The sequence below is a fragment of the Pelagihabitans pacificus genome, assembly GCF_009371985.2.
Taxonomy (GTDB): Bacteria; Bacteroidota; Bacteroidia; order Flavobacteriales; family Flavobacteriaceae; genus Pelagihabitans; species Pelagihabitans pacificus.
The window spans coordinates 1,020,025-1,041,519 of record NZ_VIKU02000001.1; the positions used below are offsets into that span (position 1 = coordinate 1,020,025).

The 21,495-nt window shown below is 45.5% G+C and carries 18 protein-coding genes; 10 read left to right on the plus strand and 8 right to left on the minus strand.

The window, feature by feature from the left end; translation table 11 throughout:
- Nucleotides 1-101 precede the first annotated feature (101 nt).
- The 4 genes from FK220_RS04515 to FK220_RS04530 all read left to right on the plus strand — a co-directional run bounded on the left by FK220_RS04515 (nucleotide 102) and on the right by FK220_RS04530 (nucleotide 5,002).
- Nucleotides 102-1,142, plus strand: coding sequence for a sugar kinase (locus FK220_RS04515; protein WP_152573073.1), 1,041 nt, complete (start codon nucleotides 102-104; stop codon nucleotides 1,140-1,142).
- Nucleotides 1,143-1,242: 100 nt separating this feature from the next.
- Complete coding sequence (locus tag FK220_RS04520) at nucleotides 1,243-1,911, plus strand: bifunctional 4-hydroxy-2-oxoglutarate aldolase/2-dehydro-3-deoxy-phosphogluconate aldolase (RefSeq protein WP_152573074.1); 669 nt, start codon at nucleotides 1,243-1,245, stop codon at nucleotides 1,909-1,911.
- A 10-nt stretch (nucleotides 1,912-1,921) separates the two neighbouring features.
- Nucleotides 1,922-3,322, plus strand: coding sequence for a glucuronate isomerase (gene uxaC, locus FK220_RS04525; RefSeq protein WP_152573075.1), 1,401 nt, complete (start codon nucleotides 1,922-1,924; stop codon nucleotides 3,320-3,322).
- A 600-nt stretch (nucleotides 3,323-3,922) separates the two neighbouring features.
- Nucleotides 3,923-5,002, plus strand: a complete 1,080-nt coding sequence (locus FK220_RS04530) for a hypothetical protein (RefSeq protein WP_152573076.1) — start codon at nucleotides 3,923-3,925, stop codon at nucleotides 5,000-5,002.
- A 58-nt stretch (nucleotides 5,003-5,060) separates the two neighbouring features.
- On the opposite strand, the gene FK220_RS04535 is transcribed toward FK220_RS04530, so the two are convergent.
- The 7 genes from FK220_RS04535 to uxuA are packed head-to-tail and all read right to left on the minus strand — an operon-like array spanning nucleotide 5,061 to nucleotide 11,922.
- Nucleotides 5,061-6,356, minus strand: a complete 1,296-nt coding sequence (locus tag FK220_RS04535; RefSeq protein WP_152573077.1) for a TRAP transporter large permease — start codon at nucleotides 6,354-6,356, stop codon at nucleotides 5,061-5,063.
- A gap of 4 nt (nucleotides 6,357-6,360) precedes the next feature.
- Nucleotides 6,361-6,819 (minus strand): TRAP transporter small permease, encoded by a 459-nt coding sequence (locus FK220_RS04540; protein WP_152573078.1) that lies wholly within the window; start codon nucleotides 6,817-6,819, stop codon nucleotides 6,361-6,363.
- Between the two features lie 21 nt (nucleotides 6,820-6,840).
- Complete coding sequence (locus tag FK220_RS04545) at nucleotides 6,841-7,818, minus strand: TRAP transporter substrate-binding protein (RefSeq protein WP_152573079.1); 978 nt, start codon at nucleotides 7,816-7,818, stop codon at nucleotides 6,841-6,843.
- A 24-nt stretch (nucleotides 7,819-7,842) separates the two neighbouring features.
- On the minus strand, nucleotides 7,843-9,021 hold the full coding sequence (locus FK220_RS04550) for a DUF4861 family protein (RefSeq protein ID WP_152573080.1): 1,179 nt from the start codon (nucleotides 9,019-9,021) through the stop codon (nucleotides 7,843-7,845).
- Between the two features lie 13 nt (nucleotides 9,022-9,034).
- On the minus strand, nucleotides 9,035-9,823 hold the full coding sequence (locus FK220_RS04555) for a gluconate 5-dehydrogenase (protein WP_394352407.1): 789 nt from the start codon (nucleotides 9,821-9,823) through the stop codon (nucleotides 9,035-9,037).
- A 9-nt stretch (nucleotides 9,824-9,832) separates the two neighbouring features.
- On the minus strand, nucleotides 9,833-10,672 hold the full coding sequence (kduI, locus tag FK220_RS04560) for a 5-dehydro-4-deoxy-D-glucuronate isomerase (RefSeq protein ID WP_152573082.1): 840 nt from the start codon (nucleotides 10,670-10,672) through the stop codon (nucleotides 9,833-9,835).
- Between the two features lie 56 nt (nucleotides 10,673-10,728).
- Nucleotides 10,729-11,922, minus strand: a complete 1,194-nt coding sequence (gene uxuA / locus FK220_RS04565; RefSeq protein ID WP_152573083.1) for a mannonate dehydratase — start codon at nucleotides 11,920-11,922, stop codon at nucleotides 10,729-10,731.
- A 339-nt stretch (nucleotides 11,923-12,261) separates the two neighbouring features.
- Between uxuA and FK220_RS04570 the strand changes: the two genes are divergently transcribed.
- The 4 genes from FK220_RS04570 to FK220_RS04585 all read left to right on the plus strand — a co-directional run bounded on the left by FK220_RS04570 (nucleotide 12,262) and on the right by FK220_RS04585 (nucleotide 15,869).
- Nucleotides 12,262-13,488 (plus strand): glycoside hydrolase family 88 protein, encoded by a 1,227-nt coding sequence (locus FK220_RS04570; protein ID WP_238718893.1) that lies wholly within the window; start codon nucleotides 12,262-12,264, stop codon nucleotides 13,486-13,488.
- Nucleotides 13,489-14,048: 560 nt separating this feature from the next.
- Nucleotides 14,049-14,495: a nuclear transport factor 2 family protein gene (locus FK220_RS04575; RefSeq protein WP_152573084.1), complete on the plus strand. Its 447-nt coding sequence runs from the start codon at nucleotides 14,049-14,051 to the stop codon at nucleotides 14,493-14,495.
- A 164-nt stretch (nucleotides 14,496-14,659) separates the two neighbouring features.
- The gene (locus FK220_RS04580) at nucleotides 14,660-15,079 is read left to right on the plus strand and encodes a DinB family protein (RefSeq protein WP_152573085.1); all 420 of its coding nucleotides are present in this window, start codon (nucleotides 14,660-14,662) and stop codon (nucleotides 15,077-15,079) included.
- 274 nt (nucleotides 15,080-15,353) lie between these two features.
- Nucleotides 15,354-15,869: a nuclear transport factor 2 family protein gene (locus FK220_RS04585; RefSeq protein ID WP_152573086.1), complete on the plus strand. Its 516-nt coding sequence runs from the start codon at nucleotides 15,354-15,356 to the stop codon at nucleotides 15,867-15,869.
- Nucleotides 15,870-15,942: 73 nt separating this feature from the next.
- Here FK220_RS04585 and FK220_RS04590 read toward each other — a convergent pair whose 3' ends face one another.
- The gene (locus tag FK220_RS04590) at nucleotides 15,943-16,542 is read right to left on the minus strand and encodes an RNA polymerase sigma factor (RefSeq protein WP_152573087.1); all 600 of its coding nucleotides are present in this window, start codon (nucleotides 16,540-16,542) and stop codon (nucleotides 15,943-15,945) included.
- A gap of 119 nt (nucleotides 16,543-16,661) precedes the next feature.
- Between FK220_RS04590 and FK220_RS04595 the strand changes: the two genes are divergently transcribed.
- A complete protein-coding gene (locus FK220_RS04595; RefSeq protein WP_152573088.1) occupies nucleotides 16,662-17,807 on the plus strand; it encodes a FecR family protein in 1,146 nt (381 codons plus the stop codon).
- Nucleotides 17,808-17,959: 152 nt separating this feature from the next.
- Nucleotides 17,960-21,487, plus strand: coding sequence for a TonB-dependent receptor (locus FK220_RS04600; protein ID WP_152573089.1), 3,528 nt, complete (start codon nucleotides 17,960-17,962; stop codon nucleotides 21,485-21,487).
- The last annotated feature ends 8 nt before the right edge of the window (nucleotides 21,488-21,495 follow it).

Genomic DNA, 21,495 nt, shown 5'->3' on the forward strand with positions numbered 1-21,495 from the left:
TCCCATAGGATGCGGTATTGTACGACTGAGCACCCAATATGAACGATTCTCATACCAAAAATTAGTAGCTTTGAACTCGTCTAATATCTTGAATACCATTTATGAAAAAAGTCGTTACGTTCGGTGAAATTATGCTACGCTTGTCCCCTCCCGGTTTTCTAAGGTTTTCACAAACCACTAGTTTTGATGTTGTCTATGGAGGGGGGGAATCGAACGTAGCCGTTTCGTTGGCAAATTATGGGGTGCCGGTTGAGTTCGTGACACGCCTGCCCAAAAATGATATTGGGGAATGTGCCTTGATGGAACTCCGAAAACGAAACGTAGGCACCCACCATATTATTTATGGGGGGAACCGTTTGGGCATCTACTTTTTGGAAACGGGAGCCGTGAGTCGCGGGAGTAAGGTAGTATATGATCGGGCACACTCTGCCATTGCCGAAATAAAAGAAGGGATGATTGACTGGGAAACGGTTTTTAAGGGGGTGGAGTGGTTTCATTGGACAGGCATCACACCCGCCATTTCCCAAGGAGCCGCCGATGCTTGTTTGGAGGCCGTGAAAGTCGCCAGCAATACGGGGGTTACCATTTCAACGGACCTTAACTACCGGGCTAAACTTTGGAATTACGATGGTGATCGGGAAGCCATCATGACCGAACTCACTTCCTATTGCGATATTATCCTGGGCAATGAAGAGGATGCGGAAAAGCATTTTGGCATCAAGCCTGAGGGGTTGGACATTACCACCCAAGGCGAACACGTAAAGGCCGAAGCCTTTTTATCGGTATGCCAACAAATGATGAAGAAGTTTCCGCGTGCCAAAAAAGTGATCACCACCTTAAGGGGATCTATCTCGGCGTCCCATAACACTTGGGCAGGCGTCTTGTACGACGGTAAAACGATGTATGAATCACCCCAATATCAGATTACCGATATTGTAGATCGCGTGGGGGGCGGTGATTCCTTTATGGGCGGATTGATATACGGGCTCCTTCAATATCCCGATGATGATCAAAATGCCCTGAACTTTGCAGTAGCCGCTTCCTGTTTAAAACACACCATAAAGGGCGATGCCAATCTGGTAACCGTCTCGGAAGTAGAAAAATTAATGGGCGGCGATGCCTCGGGTAGGGTAGCTCGATAAGCTCGTAAACATACTCCATGGAAGATTCCATACATTTGGGGATTATGTAAACGCTTTTAGTAGGTTCCTGCCTTGGCGGGTTGAACATAAACCAATTTAGATGGCACAATATTCAAGAATTGAAGTCGCAACGGTCATGAGGGAAACCGGGATGGTTCCCTTATTCTACCATCCAGACATCGATCTGGGAAAAAAAGTATTGAACGCCTGTTATCAAGGAGGTGCCCGCTTATTGGAATTTACCGCCAGAGGCGATTTTGCCTTTGAGGCTTTTTCCGAATTGAATAAATACGCGATCAATGAGCTCCCTGGAATGATTTTGGGCGTGGGTTCGATTACCGATGCCGCCGCTGCCAGTCTTTTTCTACAAATGGGCGCCAATTTTGTGGTGACCCCCTCGCTTCGGGAAGATATTGCCATTGTTTGCAACCGCAGAAAGGTACTTTGGTCCCCAGGCTGTGGTTCGCTGACGGAAATCAATAGGGCCGAGGAACTCGGCTGTGAAATCATCAAACTTTTTCCGGGTGCTACCTACGGACCGGGATTTGTAAAAGCCATCCGTGGACCCCAACCGTGGACCAGTATCATGCCAACCGGTGGTGTAAGCACCGAAGAGGCGAATCTTCGGGCTTGGTTCGATGCCGGGGTTACCTGTGTGGGCATGGGTTCCAAACTGATCAGCAAGGAGTTGTTGGCCCAGCAAGATTTTGACAAGTTGGAGCAACTGGTACGCGACACCTTGGCCTTGATACAAACGTTACGCTCGTAAAAGAATAGGGATGAAGACTTTTATCACGGACGATTTTTTATTGCAAAACGCGTTTGCGAAACGGCTGTACCACGACCATGCCAAAGACCTGCCCATCATCGATTACCACAACCACTTGCCCCCGGCCGAGATTGCACAAAATCGGGTCTTTGAAAATATCAGCCAGGTCTGGTTGGCGGGCGACCATTACAAATGGCGGGCCATGCGGGCCCTGGGCATTGATGAACACTATATTACGGGTGCCGCGACGGACAAGGAAAAGTTTTTAAAATGGGCCGAAACGGTGCCTTACACCGTTCGCAACCCGCTCTACCATTGGACCCATCTGGAGCTGCATCGGTATTTTGGCATTGACAGCCTATTATCGGCGACCAATGCCGAGGCGGTATATGAAACCACCTCCAACCGACTGCAGGAGGCCTCGCACCACACCGTGGGGCTGTTGCACCAGCATAAAGTGGAATACCTCTGTACCACCGATGACCCGACCGATAGCTTGGAACACCATACACGTATTCGGACACAAAAAGGCACTCCCAAGGTCTACCCCACCTTTCGTCCCGATAAGGCTTTTGCGGTAGAGGATGCGACTGCCTACAAGGCCTACCTTCAAAAGCTGGAAACCGCGGTAAACAGTACTATTGCCACCTACGCCGATTTGTTGCAGGCACTGGAAAACCGCATCGACTATTTCCACGAACAGGGCGGCCGACTGGCCGACCATGGCCTGGAACAGCTTTATTATTTTGACGAAAAACGGTACGATTGCGAAAAGCTGTTCCAACAGGTGCAAGAAGGCCGGGAATTGACGCCCGATGAGGTAGCCTACTTTAAGGCCAACACCCTTGTTTTTCTCTGTCGTGCCTACCATGCAAAGGGGTGGACACAACAGTTTCACCTCGGGGCACTTCGAAATAACAACAAACGCCTATTGGGCATTTTGGGGCCGGACACCGGTTTTGACTCCATGGGCGATTTTTCACAGGCCAAGGCGCTGAGCCGTTTTCTAAACGACCTCGACAGCACCAACCAACTGGCGAAGACCGTACTCTATAATTTGAATCCGGCTGACGATGAGGTCTTTGCGACCATGGCCGGCAACTTCAACGACGGCAGCATCAAGGGAAAGGTGCAATACGGATCTGCTTGGTGGTTTTTAGATCAAAAAGACGGCATGGAAAAGCAATTGAACACCCTTTCCAATATGGGATTGCTTAGTTGTTTTGTGGGCATGCTCACCGACTCCCGTAGTTTTCTTTCCTTCCCCCGACACGAGTACTTTCGGCGGATTCTTTGCAACCTTATCGGCACTGATGTGGAAAACGGGGAACTCCCGGCAGATGAAAAATGGTTGGGGAAAATCGTTGGGGATATCTGTTACCACAATGCGAAGGGGTATTTTGGATTATAGTACCCACCGCCGTAATGACCCAATTAAACGTGTTTCGTAGGGCAAAGCCATACACTATGTCTGTTCGGTCTATTTTGAGCTGGGCATTAGTCATGTCTTCCTTCTAAAAGAGACGGGCATCTTGTATAACGAAGCAGGTATTTTATATATCAGTCGCTATGGGAACACAAACAATGATATATAAAATGCATGACTAAGAATTTTTTCGTATGCCCCTATTTGTAGGAGATACGAAATAAATACTATCTTGGCAAGTACCATCACAAATACAGACTTATTTACGTGATGGTGTTGCAGTCGCAGTAGGCGCTAGGTCTACCGGCCGACAACGCCGCGACGGCCTGGGTGCCTTCCTCTCCCTCTGCTCGTCGGAGGCAAGAACACATCAGGACCCTACCTGCCCGACCGGCAGGCGGGTATGCAATTTATTCATGTCATATTATTTTTTTAAAGGAATTCATGTGTTCGCTACGCTCGGATGGACCGCACGATTTTATTCCCAATACCGCTGAAAACCCTATCGGGATTTTCGCTATCTTTCCATAAACATCGCGCGGAGTGCACATAGTGCTGCATTGGCATAGATTTAGATTGGAAACTATGAAAATCAAATTATTGGTACCTGTTCTGTTCTTTGCATTTATTTCATGCTCGAACGATGAACGAAAAACGATCGTAACCATATCCGGGAATCAGTTTTTAATTAATGGAGAGCTCACCTATAAAGAAAGATATTGGAAGGGCAATAAGATTGAAGGTCTTCTTTTCAATTCCAGAATGGTTCAAGGAATCTTTGATGATTTAAATCCCGATACGCGGGCTCAATTTGCCTACCCCGACACCAAACTTTGGGATGCGGACAGAAATACGAATGAATTTGTTTCCAATATGGAAGAATGGCATAAGCATGGCCTACTTTCTTTTACCCTTAATCTTCAAGGAGGGAGTCCCTTGGGATATGGAAATAAAGATTGGATCAACTCGGCTTTTGATGAGAAAGGTGAATTGAGGTCGGATTATATGGGGAGACTCGAACGTATACTGGACAAAGCTGACGAGCTGCAAATGGTTGTAATTCTAGGATATTTTTATTTTGGTCAGGATCAGCATTTAGAAAATGAGCAGGCAGTAATCAATTCAACGGACAATATTACCAATTGGATACTAAACAAAGGGTACAAGAACATCTTGATTGAGATAAACAATGAATGCAATGTTAAGTATGATCATGAAATACTACAACCCAAACGAGTTCATGAGCTGATCAGAAGAGTTCAGCATACAAAAAAGGACGGATACAATCTGCTTGTTAGTACCAGTTATGGGGGTGGTTATGTTCCTGAACCATCTGTTGTAACCGCCGCAGATTTTATTTTACTACACGGTAATGACGTGGATGAGCCGTCACAAATTACCGGATTAATCGAAGCCACCAGGAATGTTGTTGGGTACACGGCAAAACCTCTAGTTTTTAATGAAGACGATCACTACGGTTTCGAGTCCGACTCGTGCAATTTTGTCACTGCAGTTAAAGCATATGCATCCTGGGGTCTCTTTGACTATAGAATGAAAGATGAAGGATTTGAATCTGGCTTCCAAAGTGTTCCCGTTGATTGGGGTATTAATTCAGAAAGGAAAAGAGCCTTTTTTAAGAAGCTGAGGGAAATAACTATTAAATAAAAACATTTGCTGTAAGCTTCTCTATTTTCCTACGGTCTAAAATTCAAATCTCAATCCATCAAAACCCAAACTGCCGGGGCAGCCACAGGCTTAGTTCGGGGAAATAGGTGACCAAAAAGAGTGCGAAGATCATCGCTATAAAGAGCGGGAGCAAAGGCCGCACCACCTTTTCAATGGTGGTTTTGGCAATCCCCACCCCAACGAACAAGACCGAACCTACGGGCGGTGTACACAGGCCGATACACAAATTGAGTACCATAATGATTCCGAAGTGTACGGGATCTAGGCCGAGCTTGGTAACCACCGGGAGAAAAATCGGGGTGAAGATAAGCACGGCCGGGGTCATGTCCATAAAAACCCCTACAAACAGCAGGAGCAAATTGATTATCAAAAGGATGATGATGGGATTATCGCTCAGGGCCAATAAGCCTGTACTGATTTCCTGTGGAATGTTTTCGTAACTCATGGCCCATGACATGCTCATGGATGCCCCTATCAAAAGCATCACAATGGCCGTAGTGGCCGTGGAATCCAACAAAATTTGAGGTAGCTTTGGGAAAGAAATTTCCCGGTAAAAAAGCCCCAGTAACAAACTGTAGAGTACTGCAATGGCGGAAGCCTCGGTAGCCGTGAAGATTCCTGTTACTATGCCGCCGATAACAACGACCAGCATGAACAAACTGGGTAGGGCATCGATAAAGGTTTTAAAAATTTCCTTTAAGCTACTTCGTTTCCCGACCTTGTACCCCTTTTTCTTGGCCCATATGGAGGCAACGATCATAAGGAACAAACCGGTAAGGATTCCTGGAATATATCCCGCCAAAAACAAGGCCGCGATTGAGGCGCCACCACTGGCGAGGGAATATACGATCAACACGTTGCTGGGCGGAATTACCAATCCGGTAGTCGCCGCAGTGATGTTCACCGCCGCCCCAAATTGTTTGGAATACCCTTCTTTCTCCATTTCAGGACCTAAAATACTACCCATGGCCGAAGCGGCCGCCATTGCTGATCCTGCGATCGCTCCCATCAACATGGCCGAGATAATATTTATCAAGGCCAAACCACCCGGCAAGGCACCCACCAAGGTTTTCGCAAAGGCAATCAACCGGTGGGCGATACCTCCCTTATTCATCAACTCGCCAGAGAGTATAAAGAGCGGGATTGCCAAGAGGGCAAAACTATCGAGCCCGGTTCCCATTCGTTGTGAGACAGTGGTAGCGGCCGGTACAAAAGGTATGCTTACCATTAAAGTCAACAACGAGGAAATAGCGATGCTCCATGCCACCGGCGTTCCTATGGCCAACAAGCAGACAAAACTTAACACTAAAACGAGTATTGGTATATATTCCATGGGGTCAGCTTTCTAAGATGTCCGATAATTTATAATAGATGATAAGAATACCGCTAATCGGAATGACCACATACACCAAAGACAAAGGAACTTGCAGTGCCGGGGAGTTTTGATCCAATACATGGGTGATATATACCAATCGTGACCCTCCGATGACCATGGCACCTAGGCAAAATAGGATAATCAATACCCGTACGATTAGCTTGAGTCGTTTCTGGGTTTTCCCATTCAGGCGGGAAGGGAGCACATCAATCGCTACATGCATGTTGCGACCCGATACGTAGGCGGCACCCAAAATACCGATCCATATCATAAGGTAGCGGGCGAGTTCATCGGTAAACGAACTGGGAGCGCCCAATAGATAACGACTGGCAACTTGCCACAATACATTGATGACCATAACGGACATGATGATGATCAAAAAATTGGCGAGTAGCTTATCGATTGTTTGGCGTAGTTGCATGGCTTGGTTACTTAAGTGGTATTATTTGGTGGCTTGTATTTCCCGTATCAACTGGTACAGTTCCTTGTCTTCCTTGTATTTTTCGAACGAATCCTTGATTTTCTCGGAAAATAGGCTTTTGTTAGGGCGTATGACTTCTACCCCCGCTTTTTTAACAGCTTCCAAGGCCTCATTTTCTGCCTCGAGCCACAATTTACGCTGGTAAACGACGGAGGTTTGGACCGCTTGCGTTAGCCAGCCCTGTTCCTCTTCCGTGAGCGTATCCCATAAATGCGTGCCGGCCAAGAGCACATCGGGGATTACCGAGTGTTCGTCCAAGGAGTAATATTTACAAACCTCATAATGTCGTGATAGATAAAAACTGGGAGGATTGTTCTCTGCCCCGTCAACGACCCCTTGTTGCAAAGCGGTGTACAACTCGCCCCATGAAATAGGGGTTGGGGAACCTCCCAGACCGCTCACCATATCCATCGCGGTCACACTTTCCATCACCCTTATTTTTTGGCCTTTTAAGTCAGCGGGGCTATTTACAGGTTTGTCTTTCGTATAAAAGCTGCGGCTTCCGGCATCGTAATAGCCCAAGCCCTTCAACCAATATTTCGTGCCCTCGTCAAGCAATTCCTGTCCGATAGGCCCGTCCAACACACGAAAGGAGTGTTCTCTATCTCGAAATAAATAAGGAAGGCCCAGCACCTTCATTTTTGGAGCAAAATTTTCAAGCACCCCCACGGAGACCTTGGTCATATCCAAACTTCCAATCTGCAATAATTCCAGACATTGACGTTCGGTACCCAATTGCTGACTGGGATAAATCTCTAGTAGTAGTTTTCCGTTGGAAAGTGTTTCCAAATCCTCCCCCATTCTCACCATGGCCTTATGGACCGGATGGCTTACATCGAGCCCATGTCCCAATCGCAGGGTTTTTGCACCGTCGGTCCGGGAACACGAATTAACAATACCCATTAGAACGATAAACAGTATAAAATTTCTAACCCTCATAACTGATCGTTTGGTTATACATCACTACCTCACCGTTACCTCCAAAGGATTTTTCAACCGTTCCGCAAAGCGGTCGATATAGGCTTCCCATTCGGCCTTATTGACGAATTGGCCGCTTTTTTTCCACCCAAAACCAGCATAATAAACGGCCTTCCCATCATTTGTTCCCAGATGGGCGTACAGGTTACTTTCGTCTTTTCTATCGGTCCTGTAGTGCTCATGGCCCACCATCCTATTTCCCGGCACTACAATCGCCGTTCCCAATTCCGAATCCTCGTGGGGTTCCCAATAACTGATCCAGCCATTTTGCTGGTTGACCCCTATTTCACCATCCTTTTCGTGCAGGGTGAGTCCGGCGGAAATGGTGTCGGTGCCTTTTAATGTAATCTCGAATTTGGAAAGATTGCTTCCATAATCCAATGAAATCTTTTTTTCTTCGGAGAGGACCTTACCGGCAGCATCCCAATCGGCATAAGTTAGCACAAAACTTGTTCGCACTGGTCCATTGGTCAATGTTTTCCAAGAGACGAAGTTTTTTGAAATATGATAAGTGGTATCCACTTTTTTAGCGATACCTCCTACCCCACGACTCATGCCCACATGAAAATTGTCAAGACCCTCCCCGGTATCCTCGTGGTAACTGCCATCGGTTTCCAATTCTTTTTTGTACCATTTATCGATGATGGGGTAATCGACCCGTTTCAACCAAGCATCGATACCACTGGATAACGTACCCTCCGGTATGCCATCCTCCTTCATTTTTTGGGCGGTTGGCCCATAGGTCCGAAAGGCAACCCGGTTATTTTCCCAAGCATAGTCGTCGGTTCTTTCCGGAACAAATCTCGAATAGCAAGCTGGGACACTGTCTTTTTCTTTTTTTTGATCAGTAACCGTTACCTCATATATCTTTTCAGTGCTTGGTCCGATTTCCGGCTGAAATAAAATAGCGTCCATCTTTCCATCACCATCCGAATCGATTTCTTGAGACACTACCTCGGCCTGGGTGGCAGCATCCCTCAGAACGATTCCGCCATTGGTATTATCAAGGTCGAGGGATGCGATATCCACGGAAACCGTTTCAAATGCACGATTGGCGTCCATGGTGTTTTTTACCACGATTTGTTTATTGGTTTTAGTCTCTTCCCCACAGGATATCACGAGTATTGCGGAGAAGAGCATTAGGAAAAGGTTGGCTCCTTGCATGATTATTTAAATTTCAATTTTCGTTGGAGGGCTTTCCGATCGTTGCCAAGATACCCCCGTCTACGTATAAAATATGTCCGTTTACAAAATCACTGGCCCGTGATGCCAAAAAAATCGCAGCCCCTGCCAAATCATCCGGATCCCCCCATTTGGCGGCAGGAGTTCGATTCACGATAAATTCATTGAACGGATGCCCATCGACCCGAATGGGGGCGGTTTGGGAAGTGGCAAAATAACCAGGTCCGATACCGTTGATCTGTATGTTATATTTGGCCCATTCCGTTGCCATATTCCGAGTCAACATCTTGAGTCCACCCTTGGCGGCCGCATAGGCACCCACCGTATTTCTACCTAGCTCGCTCATCATAGAGCAGATATTGATAATTTTTCCCTGCTTGCGTGCCATCATGCTCTTTACTACATGCTTTGACATGATAAACGGACTTACCAAATCGATGTCGATGACCTCCTTGAAGTCGGCCACTTCCATCTCCTCAAGGGGGGTTCTTTTAATAATTCCGGCATTGTTGACAAGGATATCGATGGGGCCTACTTCACTCTGAATCTTGTTTACTGCATCGATTACCTGTGCTTCATCTGCCACATTAAATTTGTATCCGACCGCTTTGATACCTTCCCGCTCATAATGCAACACGGCGTCGTTTATTTTTTGTTGGGAGGAGTTCCCGTTGACGACGATGGTGGCACCGGCTTTTCCCAATCCTTTTGCCATGGCCATTCCCAGTCCGTGGGTGCTACCCGTCACCAGCGCTACTTTTCCTTTTAAACTAAATAGTTCCATAGCCATACTTTATCTCAAGTCGGTTATTTTGGCGACATCCATATCACTGTAATCCAAATTTTCACCGGCCATGCCCCAAATAAAGGTATAGTTCGAGGTACCGGACCCACAATGAATCGACCAGGGCGGAGAGATAACCGCTTGATGGTTTTGCATCCAGATATGACGTGTTTCCTGGGGTTGCCCCATAAAATGACAAACCGATTGCCCCTCTGGGACATCCAGATAAAAATATACTTCCATACGCCGGTCATGTACATGTGCGGGCATCGTATTCCAAACGCTTCCCGTTTTCAGTTCGGTCATGCCCATCTGCAATTGACAAGTGGTGACGATTCCTCCAATAATCATTTGGCTTACCGTGCGATGGTTGGCGGTTTCCAAAGAACCCAACTCCAACTTATTGGCCTCGGCCAAACCTACTTTTTTGGTGGGGTGACTTGTGTGCGCAGGAGCCGAATTCAAATAGAATTTGGCCGGTGTACTCCCATTGTCGCTTTTAAACACGATTTCTTTGGCACCCCTGCCCACGTACAAGGCATCCTTGCGATTCAACGCGTATGAGGTTCCGTCGACTTCTACCGATCCACTATCACCAACATTGATGATTCCCAGTTCGCGGCGTTCCAAAAAGAATTCGGCCTTCAACGGGTCGATGGGTTCTAACTTCAACGGACCTTCGGGAACCGCCGAACCTGCGATATAGCGGTCATAGTGCGTATAGGTCAGATTGATTTTTCCCTTTTGCATTAAATTATCGATGAGAAATTCATCACGCAATTCGGTAGTGTCGTATTTTTTTACGGCTTCGGGGCTTGAAGCATAGCGCGTTTCGTAAGTTGTTGCCATTTTAAATATTAGAAGTTAGATAATAAATTTTAAATTTTCCGATAGCGTTTGGTTCCTTAGGTAAACAGCGCTCTACGGATTCCCATTTCAAGGCCTCTCAGTTCGGCCAAGCCTCGCAAACGGCCGATGGCGGAATAGCCTGGATTGGTCTTTTTATGAAGGTCATCGAGCATCTTGTGCCCGTGATCGGGGCGCATCGGCATGCGAAAATCTGCCCTTCCCTCCTTCTTACGTTTCCCTTGTTCGGCGACCAATGCTTTCATCACTGCGTACATGTCCACATCGCCCTCCAGGTGATTGGCCTCATGAAAATTACCTTCCGAATCCCGTTGTGTACTACGGAGATGGATGAAATGGATACGATGGCCCAAACGTTCTACCATCCCCGGTAAATCATTATCCGGTCTTACCCCAAAGGAACCCGTGCAGAAAGTAAGCCCGTTATGGGGGCTATCCACGGCCGAATACAAGTCCATGATGTCCTGTTCGGTGCTTACCACCCTGGGTAGTCCCAAAATCGGAAACGGCGGATCATCGGGATGGATGCAAAGCAACACGCCTGCTTTTTCGGCTGCGGGAACAACTTGTTCCAAAAACTCGAACAAGTGCCTTTTCAACTTGGTACGCCCGATTCCCTCGTAAGTAGCCAGAATGTCATTGAAACGATCCAGGGAGTAGCCTTCTTCAGCTCCTGGAAGTCCGGCGATAATAGTATCGGCAAGCTGCTGTTTTTCGCTATCGGATAAACCTTCAAAATAATTTTTTGCCGCTTCTTTCTGTTGGTCCGTATAGGCTTCGGCAGCCCCCGGGAGTTTTAACAGGAACAACTCAAAGGCCGCCATTGCCACAGCTTCGAATCGCAAGGCTGTAGATCCATCCGTTACCTCATAATCGAGGTGGGTGCGTGTCCAGTCTAACACCGGCATAAAATTGTAACACACTATATTGATGCCACATGCTCCTAAATTGGTAAGGGTGGCTTTGTAATTTTCGAGATATTGTCGATACCCATCGGCCTGGGTTTTGATGGCCTCATGAATGGGTACACTTTCCACGACCGACCAAGTGAGTCCGGCCGTCTCGATGATTTCCTTTCTTTTTTTGATTTCCGAAACGGGCCATACGTCGCCATTTGGAATATGGTGCAACGCCGATACCACCCCGGTCGCCCCGGCCTGACGTATATCCGCCAGGGATACCGGGTCATCCGGCCCGTACCACCGCCATGTTTGTTCTAATCCAGAAACCATTTTTAAAGGCACTACGTATTTTAGGATATTAAAAGATAAGGTTGACCAGAGATTCGGGGCCATTTTTCCCTCTGTTGGTTAAGATAATACTTCCTCGGCTATTACACTAGTTCCATGGATTTTTTTGATAAGGTACCGACCTGGTTACTGTGTCAACGGGAATATTTAGTGATGGATAAATCTGTTTGCACAGTTATTCCGATATGCGTAACATTGTTTGACCTTATCAACATATCATCAACAACGATTTGATTTCCAGAAATTTGACCCTTTATACCGAACCGAAAGGTCGGAAAAAACTAAATCCATCGGAAATAAAAGGTTGCAAATACCATAGTTATGAATAACGATAAAAGTACTTTCCTATCTGTCAGGGATAGAGCCCACCGATTGACTTGGGTCATTGCCCTGGGCTTATGTTCATTTTTTATGATTGCCTGCAATCAAACAAAAAAAGCCGGGACAGGAGCGGAAACCCTTTCAATCGACTCTGTTTTACAAATACGCTACCAGAAACTTTTGGAGTATCCACTCGATTCCACCAAAATTCCTAGAAGTTACACGAAGTCCGCTAGCGTGGTGCGCGGTGTGCCTTCCAAAGACTGGACCAGTGGTTTCTTCGCAGGGAACTTATGGCATCTATACCGGCTTACTGGCGATGATAACTTTAAAAATAGGGCCATGAGATGGACCACATTCATCGAAAAAGAAAAGTTCAATGACGGCACCCATGACATGGGGTTTAAGATTTTTTGCAGTTTTGGTGAGGGATTAAAAGTAGAGGACAACCAAGTTTATAAAGATATCATCTTGCAAAGTGCGAAAACCTTGTCGACCCGCTTTAACGAAAATGTAGGCAGCCTTCGCTCTTGGGATTTTAATAAGGATGTCTGGGAATTTCCCGTCATCGTCGACAATATGATGAACCTGGAATTGCTTTTCATAGCTACCCGTATGTCAGGGGATAGTACCTTTCACGAAATAGCTGTCCAACATGCCAATACAACCCTCAAAAATCATTTTCGGGACGACCACAGTAGTGTGCATGTAGTGGTATACGATACCATTTCAGGGGCCGTAAAGGAAAAAGTGACCCATCAGGGATTCAATGCCGAGTCTGCATGGGCACGCGGACAAGCCTGGGGAATTTATGGCTTTACCATGTGCTATCGATACACCCGAGATCCAGCGTATTTGGCTCAAGCGGAAGCAAGCGCCCAATTCTTTATCGACCATCCCAATTTACCGGAAGATGGCGTTCCGTATTGGGATTTCAACGACCCTGCAATTCCAGAAGCCCCTAGGGATGTATCTGCCGCTGCCATCGTGGCGTCGGCACTGCTTGAGTTGTCCAAATACACGGAAAATTCGGCCTACCAGAAATACTCTGAAAAGGTATTGGAAAGCTTGCGATCGGATAAATATGTACTAGAACCTTCTTTGGAAATACCGTTCATTCTTGACCATAGTACGGGCAACTGGCCCGCTAATGATGAAATCGACGTGCCTATTGTATATGCCGATTATTACTTTTTGGAAGCCATGATACGGCGAAATGAAAAATAGCGAAAAAGAATGGCCAAATTTAGTTTTTACTAAAAGACCTATAAGTTTCTCCATACGATTGCTAATCTACCAGACGATAGCCATACCCGGGACCATAGTATAGGAGATAGCTTCCATTGTAAAGCTCTTTATCGCTCAGAATTCTTAGGTTTTCTACTGGTGATGCTACGCAACTTTGGAAAAGATGGCTCTCGTAGGTGAAGCTAAGCTCAAAAAAAGCTCCCTGCTCCAATTCCTTTTATAGGTAGTCTCCCCCAGCGGTACTAGTGCCGTCGTTATAGATTCTTCTCTTAATGAAAGTACTATCCTGGAAAAACTCGATGAATTCGTTGAAATCCAAATTTGCATTTACGTTTAATACTATTCTGAAAAATTAAGGTTGACCTTTTTACGACAGCAATGATGGCCCATATGGCGAACACCATTATTGAATTAATTATATAGTTTAGTTTAAAAAATAATAGAGGATATATGTTATTTTAAAAAACTTAAAATTGAATTGAAAGTATAAGAAGTTTCATAAATCAAGGGCACCTAGGTTTTGATTTAAAATATCTAAAATGAAGATGAAAAAATGGATAGCATTGGCACTACTAACCCTGATTACCCACTATGCCAGTTCCCAAGAACCCTCAAAAATTGAAAGAGCCAAAAATATAGTTATAGCTGTTAATCAAAAGGATGCGAACCTATATGTAGAAAACTTCTCCAAGGATGTCAAGGTTTACATGTATAACGAAAACCAGAAGTTTGAACTCCGTATTGACGGTCTCGAGGCCTTACTTAATAATAGGTCGGATCATTTTAAAAGGTACCCCAATGTCCGAAACGAAATCCAACATTTGGCCGAAATAGACAATCGGGTGATCATGCATGATAAGGTGTGGTTGAATCCAACGGTTGTGGAAGGTAGTGATATTGTCGAGATTTTTACATTCAATGATCTTGGTAAAATTTCGAGAGTTGATGTGATACAGCAAAAGGAACTTTTCAACCAACAAGACTAAAAAACCGGAACTTCAAAACACCATAACACCTTAATCCCTGATACGAAAAAAGCACTAGTCCCGTCTGATTTTTAGCTTGTTACGGCCAATTTGCCGACCTTCTCTTCTCGGTTTTAGTTTTGATGGATACATTTATCACATATGCAATCCTTAAAAGCGTCAACATGACGCGAAGGTTACTTGTAAGTCTCATCGGACTCGCTCCCCTAACACTCATTTCTTCCAAAATTCCAACGGATCGTTCCATCCCGGATACGCTTATAAAAAGGTGGAAAAAGTCCAAGGAATACACCATGGCGGTATTCGAGGCTATGCCAGCAGATCAAATGGAGTTTACACCCTCAAGGGATCAGATGAGTTTTGCCCAGCACTTTATGCATTTGAGTTTTGTAAATAGTTCTTACATCGGAATAATAGTGGATTCCAAAACGTATCCGGATTTTTACGCGCTCATGGAAGCCGAATTCCTGATGCAGCCTCCAGACCAAATCAACTCGTTCCAACCGGATTACTTAAAAAAAAGAAATCCAAAAACTAATAAAGCGTTGGTATCGAAATATGATGCCGATCGTTTGATTATGTGATCTCCAGTTCAGGCAACCTAAGCGATAAAATGTTGACCGAAGGGGAAAACAAAGAAAAACCGGAATATTTATAGGTCCACACCAATTTAGATTAATTTTGCGGGGAGCGAGTCATACGGCACATCACAGAGCCCAAGCTATATCCTGTTAACGAATGAACGACGTAATGCCCCCTGGATATTCGCTCTACAATAGGTTTTAATTCGACAAGGTTGAATTGAACTAGTCCATAGACCATAACCGGTCAATGGAAATGACCTGAAAAAATTCGAGTATGTCATATAAAAAGGTAGCATTGCTAGTGTTTTCAACCTTGCTTTTTGCAATAAATTGCCGCGAGGTACATAAAGAAGAGCTGAAGGAAACCACAAATATAGCCGTAAGCCATGAAGCTGAGAAGAGCGCTATCCTGCAAACCTTGAACGATGAAACGAAAGCCGCATTTCAAAGGGACTATGAAGGGTGGAAGGAAAAATGGGTGCACGACCCTACTATCTCCAAGACCTACATCAACTTTGCCGATAGCAGTTTTACCGAGGCCATCGGATGGCAAGAGATCAGCGGTTTTGTAAAAAACTTTTTTAAAGAACATCCCGAACCGGAACCGCTTCCAGCATTGCTTGATGATATAGAGGTACGCCTTTACGGGAATGGAGCATGGGTAACCTATGAACAAAAAGATTCGTTAAGGGGCTTAAAACGAGAAACAAGGCTCATGGAGAAAGTAGATGGGACATGGAAAATTGCCAGTATGCAAACGACTATCTATGGCTTCAAAAGGGAAGAATAAACCTTTCAAAATTGCTTTACAAGACCCCCACGTAAGATTTTGAGCATCGCTTCCTACAAGATCTACTCCTGCTTTATCCGTTTCCCGTCATAGCTATTTTGCGACCGTGAAGCAAAAACATCAGTATCATCTCATATTTATCGCCCAGCTTTCTGCGCAAGATGAGAAACGCCTTGGTAATCTGGGCCTCAACCGTCTTAATAGAGACGTTCAAATGCTCGGAGATTTCGACATTGGTGAGTCCTTCTTTTTTACTTAGCATAAATACACGCTTACATTTGGGAGGCAAATTTTGAATTTCTTGGTTTACGATGGCGATCATTCGATTTAGTGCCGATTCGTCGGTCGCTTCTACCACCGCTTCCAAAGATTCCAGATATTTTTTTTGCAGTAGCATCATCGATTTATCTTTCTGGTACTTGTTCACGAACTCGTTGTACACCGATTTGTACAAAAAACTGCTGATCGGATACTCGCTTTTGAGCTTTTTCCGAAACTGCCACGTTCGTAGAAAAACGTTCTGTACGATGTCTTGCGCCATGGCCCCATCTCCGATCAACGAGAGGGCATATGCATTGAGCCTTCGGTGGTAGGTATCCAGCAAAAAAATAAAAGCCTTTTCCTCCCCCTTCCGTAGATGCGCTACTAAAACCTCGTTGTTCCTATAATCCATTAGCAATATGAATACTCAAATTATTGCGTAAATATAATAGGAATATGAAAAAAAAGTAATTAAAAAGTTAGGGTGTTGTCAATTGGCTCTGTAATAACTAATACAAGACCGAACCACCAATGGCACCGAATATCGAAAATCATATCATTAAATTTTTGACCAAGTCTGCGGATGCCAATGACCTTGATATCCTTGATAAATGGATTCAAAAACCAAGAAATGAGGAGGTTTTCAAAGACTATGTCAATACCTATTTTGCGATAGAACTAGCCATGAACGAACCTGAAAAAGAACAGATCAAAGAGCGATTATTACAGGAAATCAGAAAGGAAAAAAACCTTTACCATCGCCTTAAAAGAAATTCATTTTTGAAGTATGCCGCGATGGCCCTTTTATTTATGGGAGTGGGTTATTTTTTGAGCCAATCGCTTTTCGACCAATCGCCCAGCGTGGTTCCCAAAGACGATGATATTACGCTCCAGTTGCAGGATGGCAAGATGAAAATCGTCGGCAAGGACAAAAACACGCGTTTGGTCGATTCCGAAGGAGACCTCATCGGTGTACAGGAAGGGGATACCCTCATTTACAAGAGTACTGCTGCCAAAAACGAATTGGTGTTCAATACGCTCAAAGTACCCTTTGGCAAGCGGTTCGCGATAAAGCTTTCCGATGGTACCAAGGTATTCCTGAATTCTGGAAGCTCTATGAGATTTCCAGTGGCCTTCGTGGAGGGCCACGACCGAACTGTTTTTTTAGAGGGAGAGGCCTTTTTCGACGTAACGCATGACAAAAAACATCCATTCATAGTAGTGTCCGAGGAACTACAGGTCGAGGTTTTGGGAACCACCTTCAATCTTTCCAATTATCCAGAGGAAATCGATACCGAAGTGGTGCTGCTCGAGGGTGTCGTGGAATTATCCACTGCCAAAGACTCCACGGATACCGTTCTTTTAGATCCAGGCTTTAAGGGAAGCTATCACAAATTGAATCGCGGCATCACCCTTAAAAAAGTGAATACCGCCTCTTATGTTTCCTGGATGGACGGAAGCGTCGTTTTCCGCAATGAATCCTTTGGGAATATTATCCTAAAGCTGGAACGCATCTACAATGTTGAAATTTTCAATAGCAACAAGGAACTGGCCAAGGAAACATTTTCCGCTACGCTCGAGACAAACTACGATACGATCGAGGAAGTACTGGGTTATTTTAACAAGGTACATCAAATAGAATACACCATTATCGAGAACAAAATTATCATCAACTAAACCGGCATGCCCATGAAATGAACAACACCTGAAAATCACTTGGTCCACTCCTCGAAACCAAAGAGAAAAAAATCGGAAAATGCTGGCACATTTCCCGATTTAGGATGAAGTGATTAAACCAAAACGAGTAATCACTAGCAAAATTCAAAATTATGAAAAAACAACTAGAGTCCGGGACTTCCCGTGCCATGGACTTCAATTTTGATTGGAAAATGAAAATTTCGCTTCTACTGGTTCTTTTCATGTCCTTTGCCTTACAAGCAAATTCTACCTATGGCCAGCGGACCAAGATTTCCCTGAACATGAACAATGTCACCGTGGAAGAGGTCATGGACGAAATCGAGGCAAGAACCGAGTTTCGATTCATTTTCAATACCAAAGCGGTAGATCTGGAACGCAGAGTATTCATACGCGTGGCAAAAAGCCCGGTCGCCGATGTTCTGAAACTCCTTTTTCAAAATGTGGACACCGCTTTTGAAATTGACGACCGAAAAATTCTTTTAAAAAGAAGCGAGAAGAAAAAAGCCGAAACTACGAGCCCTGACGTAGCTACGACAATTACCGTAACACAAGACCAAACGGTGACTGGAACGGTAACCGATACCGATGGGGTACCACTTTCAGGGGCCAATATTGTTGAAAAAGGGACGGTCAACGGAGTCAATGCCGATTTTGACGGTAATTTCTCTTTGAGCTTGACCACTGAAAATCCGGTTTTGGTAGTTTCCTATCTCGGTTTTGCCACCCAGGAAATCGCGGTTGGCGACCAAACCGAAATAACGGTGCAACTTAGAGAATCTGCCGCAAGTCTTGATGAGGTCGTGATCATTGGCTACGGAACCCGGAACCGAGCCGATCTTACCGGAGCAGTATCAACGGTACAGGCCGAAGGTATTTCCGAATTGCCGGTAACTACTTTCGAACAAGCGCTCTCGGGGCAGGTATCTGGGGTACAGTTGCGCCAAAACGGTGCCCCCGGTGGTGGGCCGGAAGTATTAATTCGCGGGGTTGCCTCCACCGGGGATAATAATGCGCCGCTTTACGTGGTCGACGGTATACCTCTGGGCAATGTCAACAGTCAGCGCGATAATTTTGTGCTGAGTTCAATCGACCCTTCTTCCATCGAATCGATCAGTATCTTAAAAGATGCTTCTTCAAAAGCTATTTACGGGTCGCGGGCATCGAACGGAGTGGTCGTCATCACCACCAAACGGGGGAAGACCGGGAAACCCCGAATTACCTTTGGTGTATCGACCGGTTTTCAATCGATTCCATCCTTTGAAGAACCCAATGTTTTAAATGCAGAGGAATTACGACGGTACAGAATAGAGTTTTTTGAAGACCAACGTTTTGCGACAGGTACTTTAGGACAAGGAGAGATAGCCGAGTTAGACCGTTTGATCAATTTAGGTAATCAAGGGGTTGGCACGAACTGGTTTGATGAAATTACCCGACAAGCCCCCCTATCCCAATATAATGTGGGCGTAAGTGGCGGTACCGAGAATGTGCGTTATAGCATTCAGGGGAATTACACCAATCAAGACGGTACCTTGATCAATACCAATTTTAAGCGGTACAGCGTCAGGGCCAATATTGATGTAGATGTGAGCGATAAAATTCGTTTCGGTCTGAACCTAGCACCTACCCAAACCATCGCTACCGGAGGTAGAACCGATGCCGGAGGCCAAAATTTCAACATTTTCGCGGCGGTACCCCTCTCGCGGTGGACCGATCCTTCGGCCCCTGTCTTTGATGGGAACGGTGAACTGACCAACGTTGCCCTAGGTAATGTGATACCCTTTTATAATGTAAATCCGGTTTATCTATTGAAAGGTCGGGTCGATAATCGGCGTACCAATCAAGTATTGGCAGGATCTTTTTTAGAGGTTGATATTTTAAAGGGACTCACTGCCAAAACCTTTGGGTCCATACAGTATATCGACCGTAGAAACAATTCGTTCGAACCTTCTGATTTCCCCGGTGATGCAGCCTTACAACCCAACTTGGAAGGTACGCGTCAAGCTCGTGCGGGCATTGACGAGTTTACCAATTTCAATTGGATTTGGGAAAACACGCTCCGTTATTCCATTACCTTGGGTGAAAACCATCGTATCGAGGCATTGGCCGGTTTTACCATGGAAAATCGTCGCGCTGACAATACCGTCATCAACGCCCGAAACCTGATCGATGAATCTAGAATCATTCCTGATTCCGATAATGTCGACCCGGCCGATCCTGACAATTTCACTGGGCGTGGGCAGGCTGATGAGAATAGTCTAGTTTCACTCATCGGTAGGCTTGATTACTCGTTTAAAAACAAATACTACCTAACCGGTACCATTCGTCGTGATGGCTCTTCCCGCTTTGGGGTTGATACCCGTTACGGAAACTTCCCCTCGGTGGCCGCGGCATGGCGGGTATCGAACGAACCTTTTTGGGAAGGTATTCGCAACCTAATCTCGGATTTTAAATTAGAAGGGGGATACGGTATCAGTGGTAGTAATGCCAATATCGGAAACTTTCAGGCCCAAGGGCGAATCAATCCGGCAAACCCCAGGGACCCTAACCCAGATTATATCTTTGGGGGACAATTTGCAGCCGGTAGTGCCGTAACCGTACTGCCCAACACGCTGGTTACCTGGGAAGAGGCCAAGGAAACCAACTTTGGAGTGGATCTCGGGTTTTTGGACAACCGTTTGGCTCTAAGCGTTGATTATTACAATATTGAAACCGACGGATTTTTGTCGGGATTGCCATTGCCAAGATCTTCTGGATTTTCTGAAGTTTTGACGAACTTAGGAAGTATCCAAAACGAGGGTTTTGAAGTAGAATTGCAATTCAACAATGTATTCAATAGCAACGATTTCATTTATAACGCCACTTTCAATTTTACTCGAAATCGCAGTGAAGTATTAGACCTGGCCGCCGAAGCGGGCTTTATTCGCCGTGGTGCCATTGCCCGTCAGTTTACCGAAACCCGCATCGGGGAAGAAGTGGGTCTGTATCGTGGGTTCAACGTTACCGGACTCTTCACACAAGAAGATTTGGACGATCCCAACGTACCCAAGTACAATGATAATTCACAGGTGGTAGGCTCTTTAAAATATGAAGATGGCAATGGCGATGGTATTTTGGGCGACGAGGAAGACTTTGTAATCATCGGGAACCCTAATCCGGATTTTCTATACGGTATGGTTCACAATTTTGCCTATAAAAATCTCGATTTGAGTTTGGTTTTTGCCGGGTCTGTCGGGGAACAAGTGTTCAATGGCACCAATCAGTACAATGGCAACCAGGATGGGGTGTTCAATGTTGACCGAAGACAGCTTGATCGCTGGCGACCCGGTGATGACCCCAACTTCGCGGTGATACCCGGTACCGCAAGTTCAACCAGCCGTCAACGTTTTCGCTTGCCCAATTCCCTTTCCGTCGACGATGCCAGTTATCTATGGGTGAGAAATATTACCCTAGGCTATAGCCTGCCTGGGAGTATGGTCAATAATGTCGTTTCGAACATACGGTTGTACACCAGTATTCAAAATCCGTTCTTATTTACCGAGTACGAAAATGGGAATCCCGAAGTAAACCGCTCGGCCGACACCGCATTGGTGCGAAACGTAAATTACGGGGCTTATCCGATTGCTCGGGTATTTACTTTGGGTGTTAATGTTTCTTTTTAAACTATGAA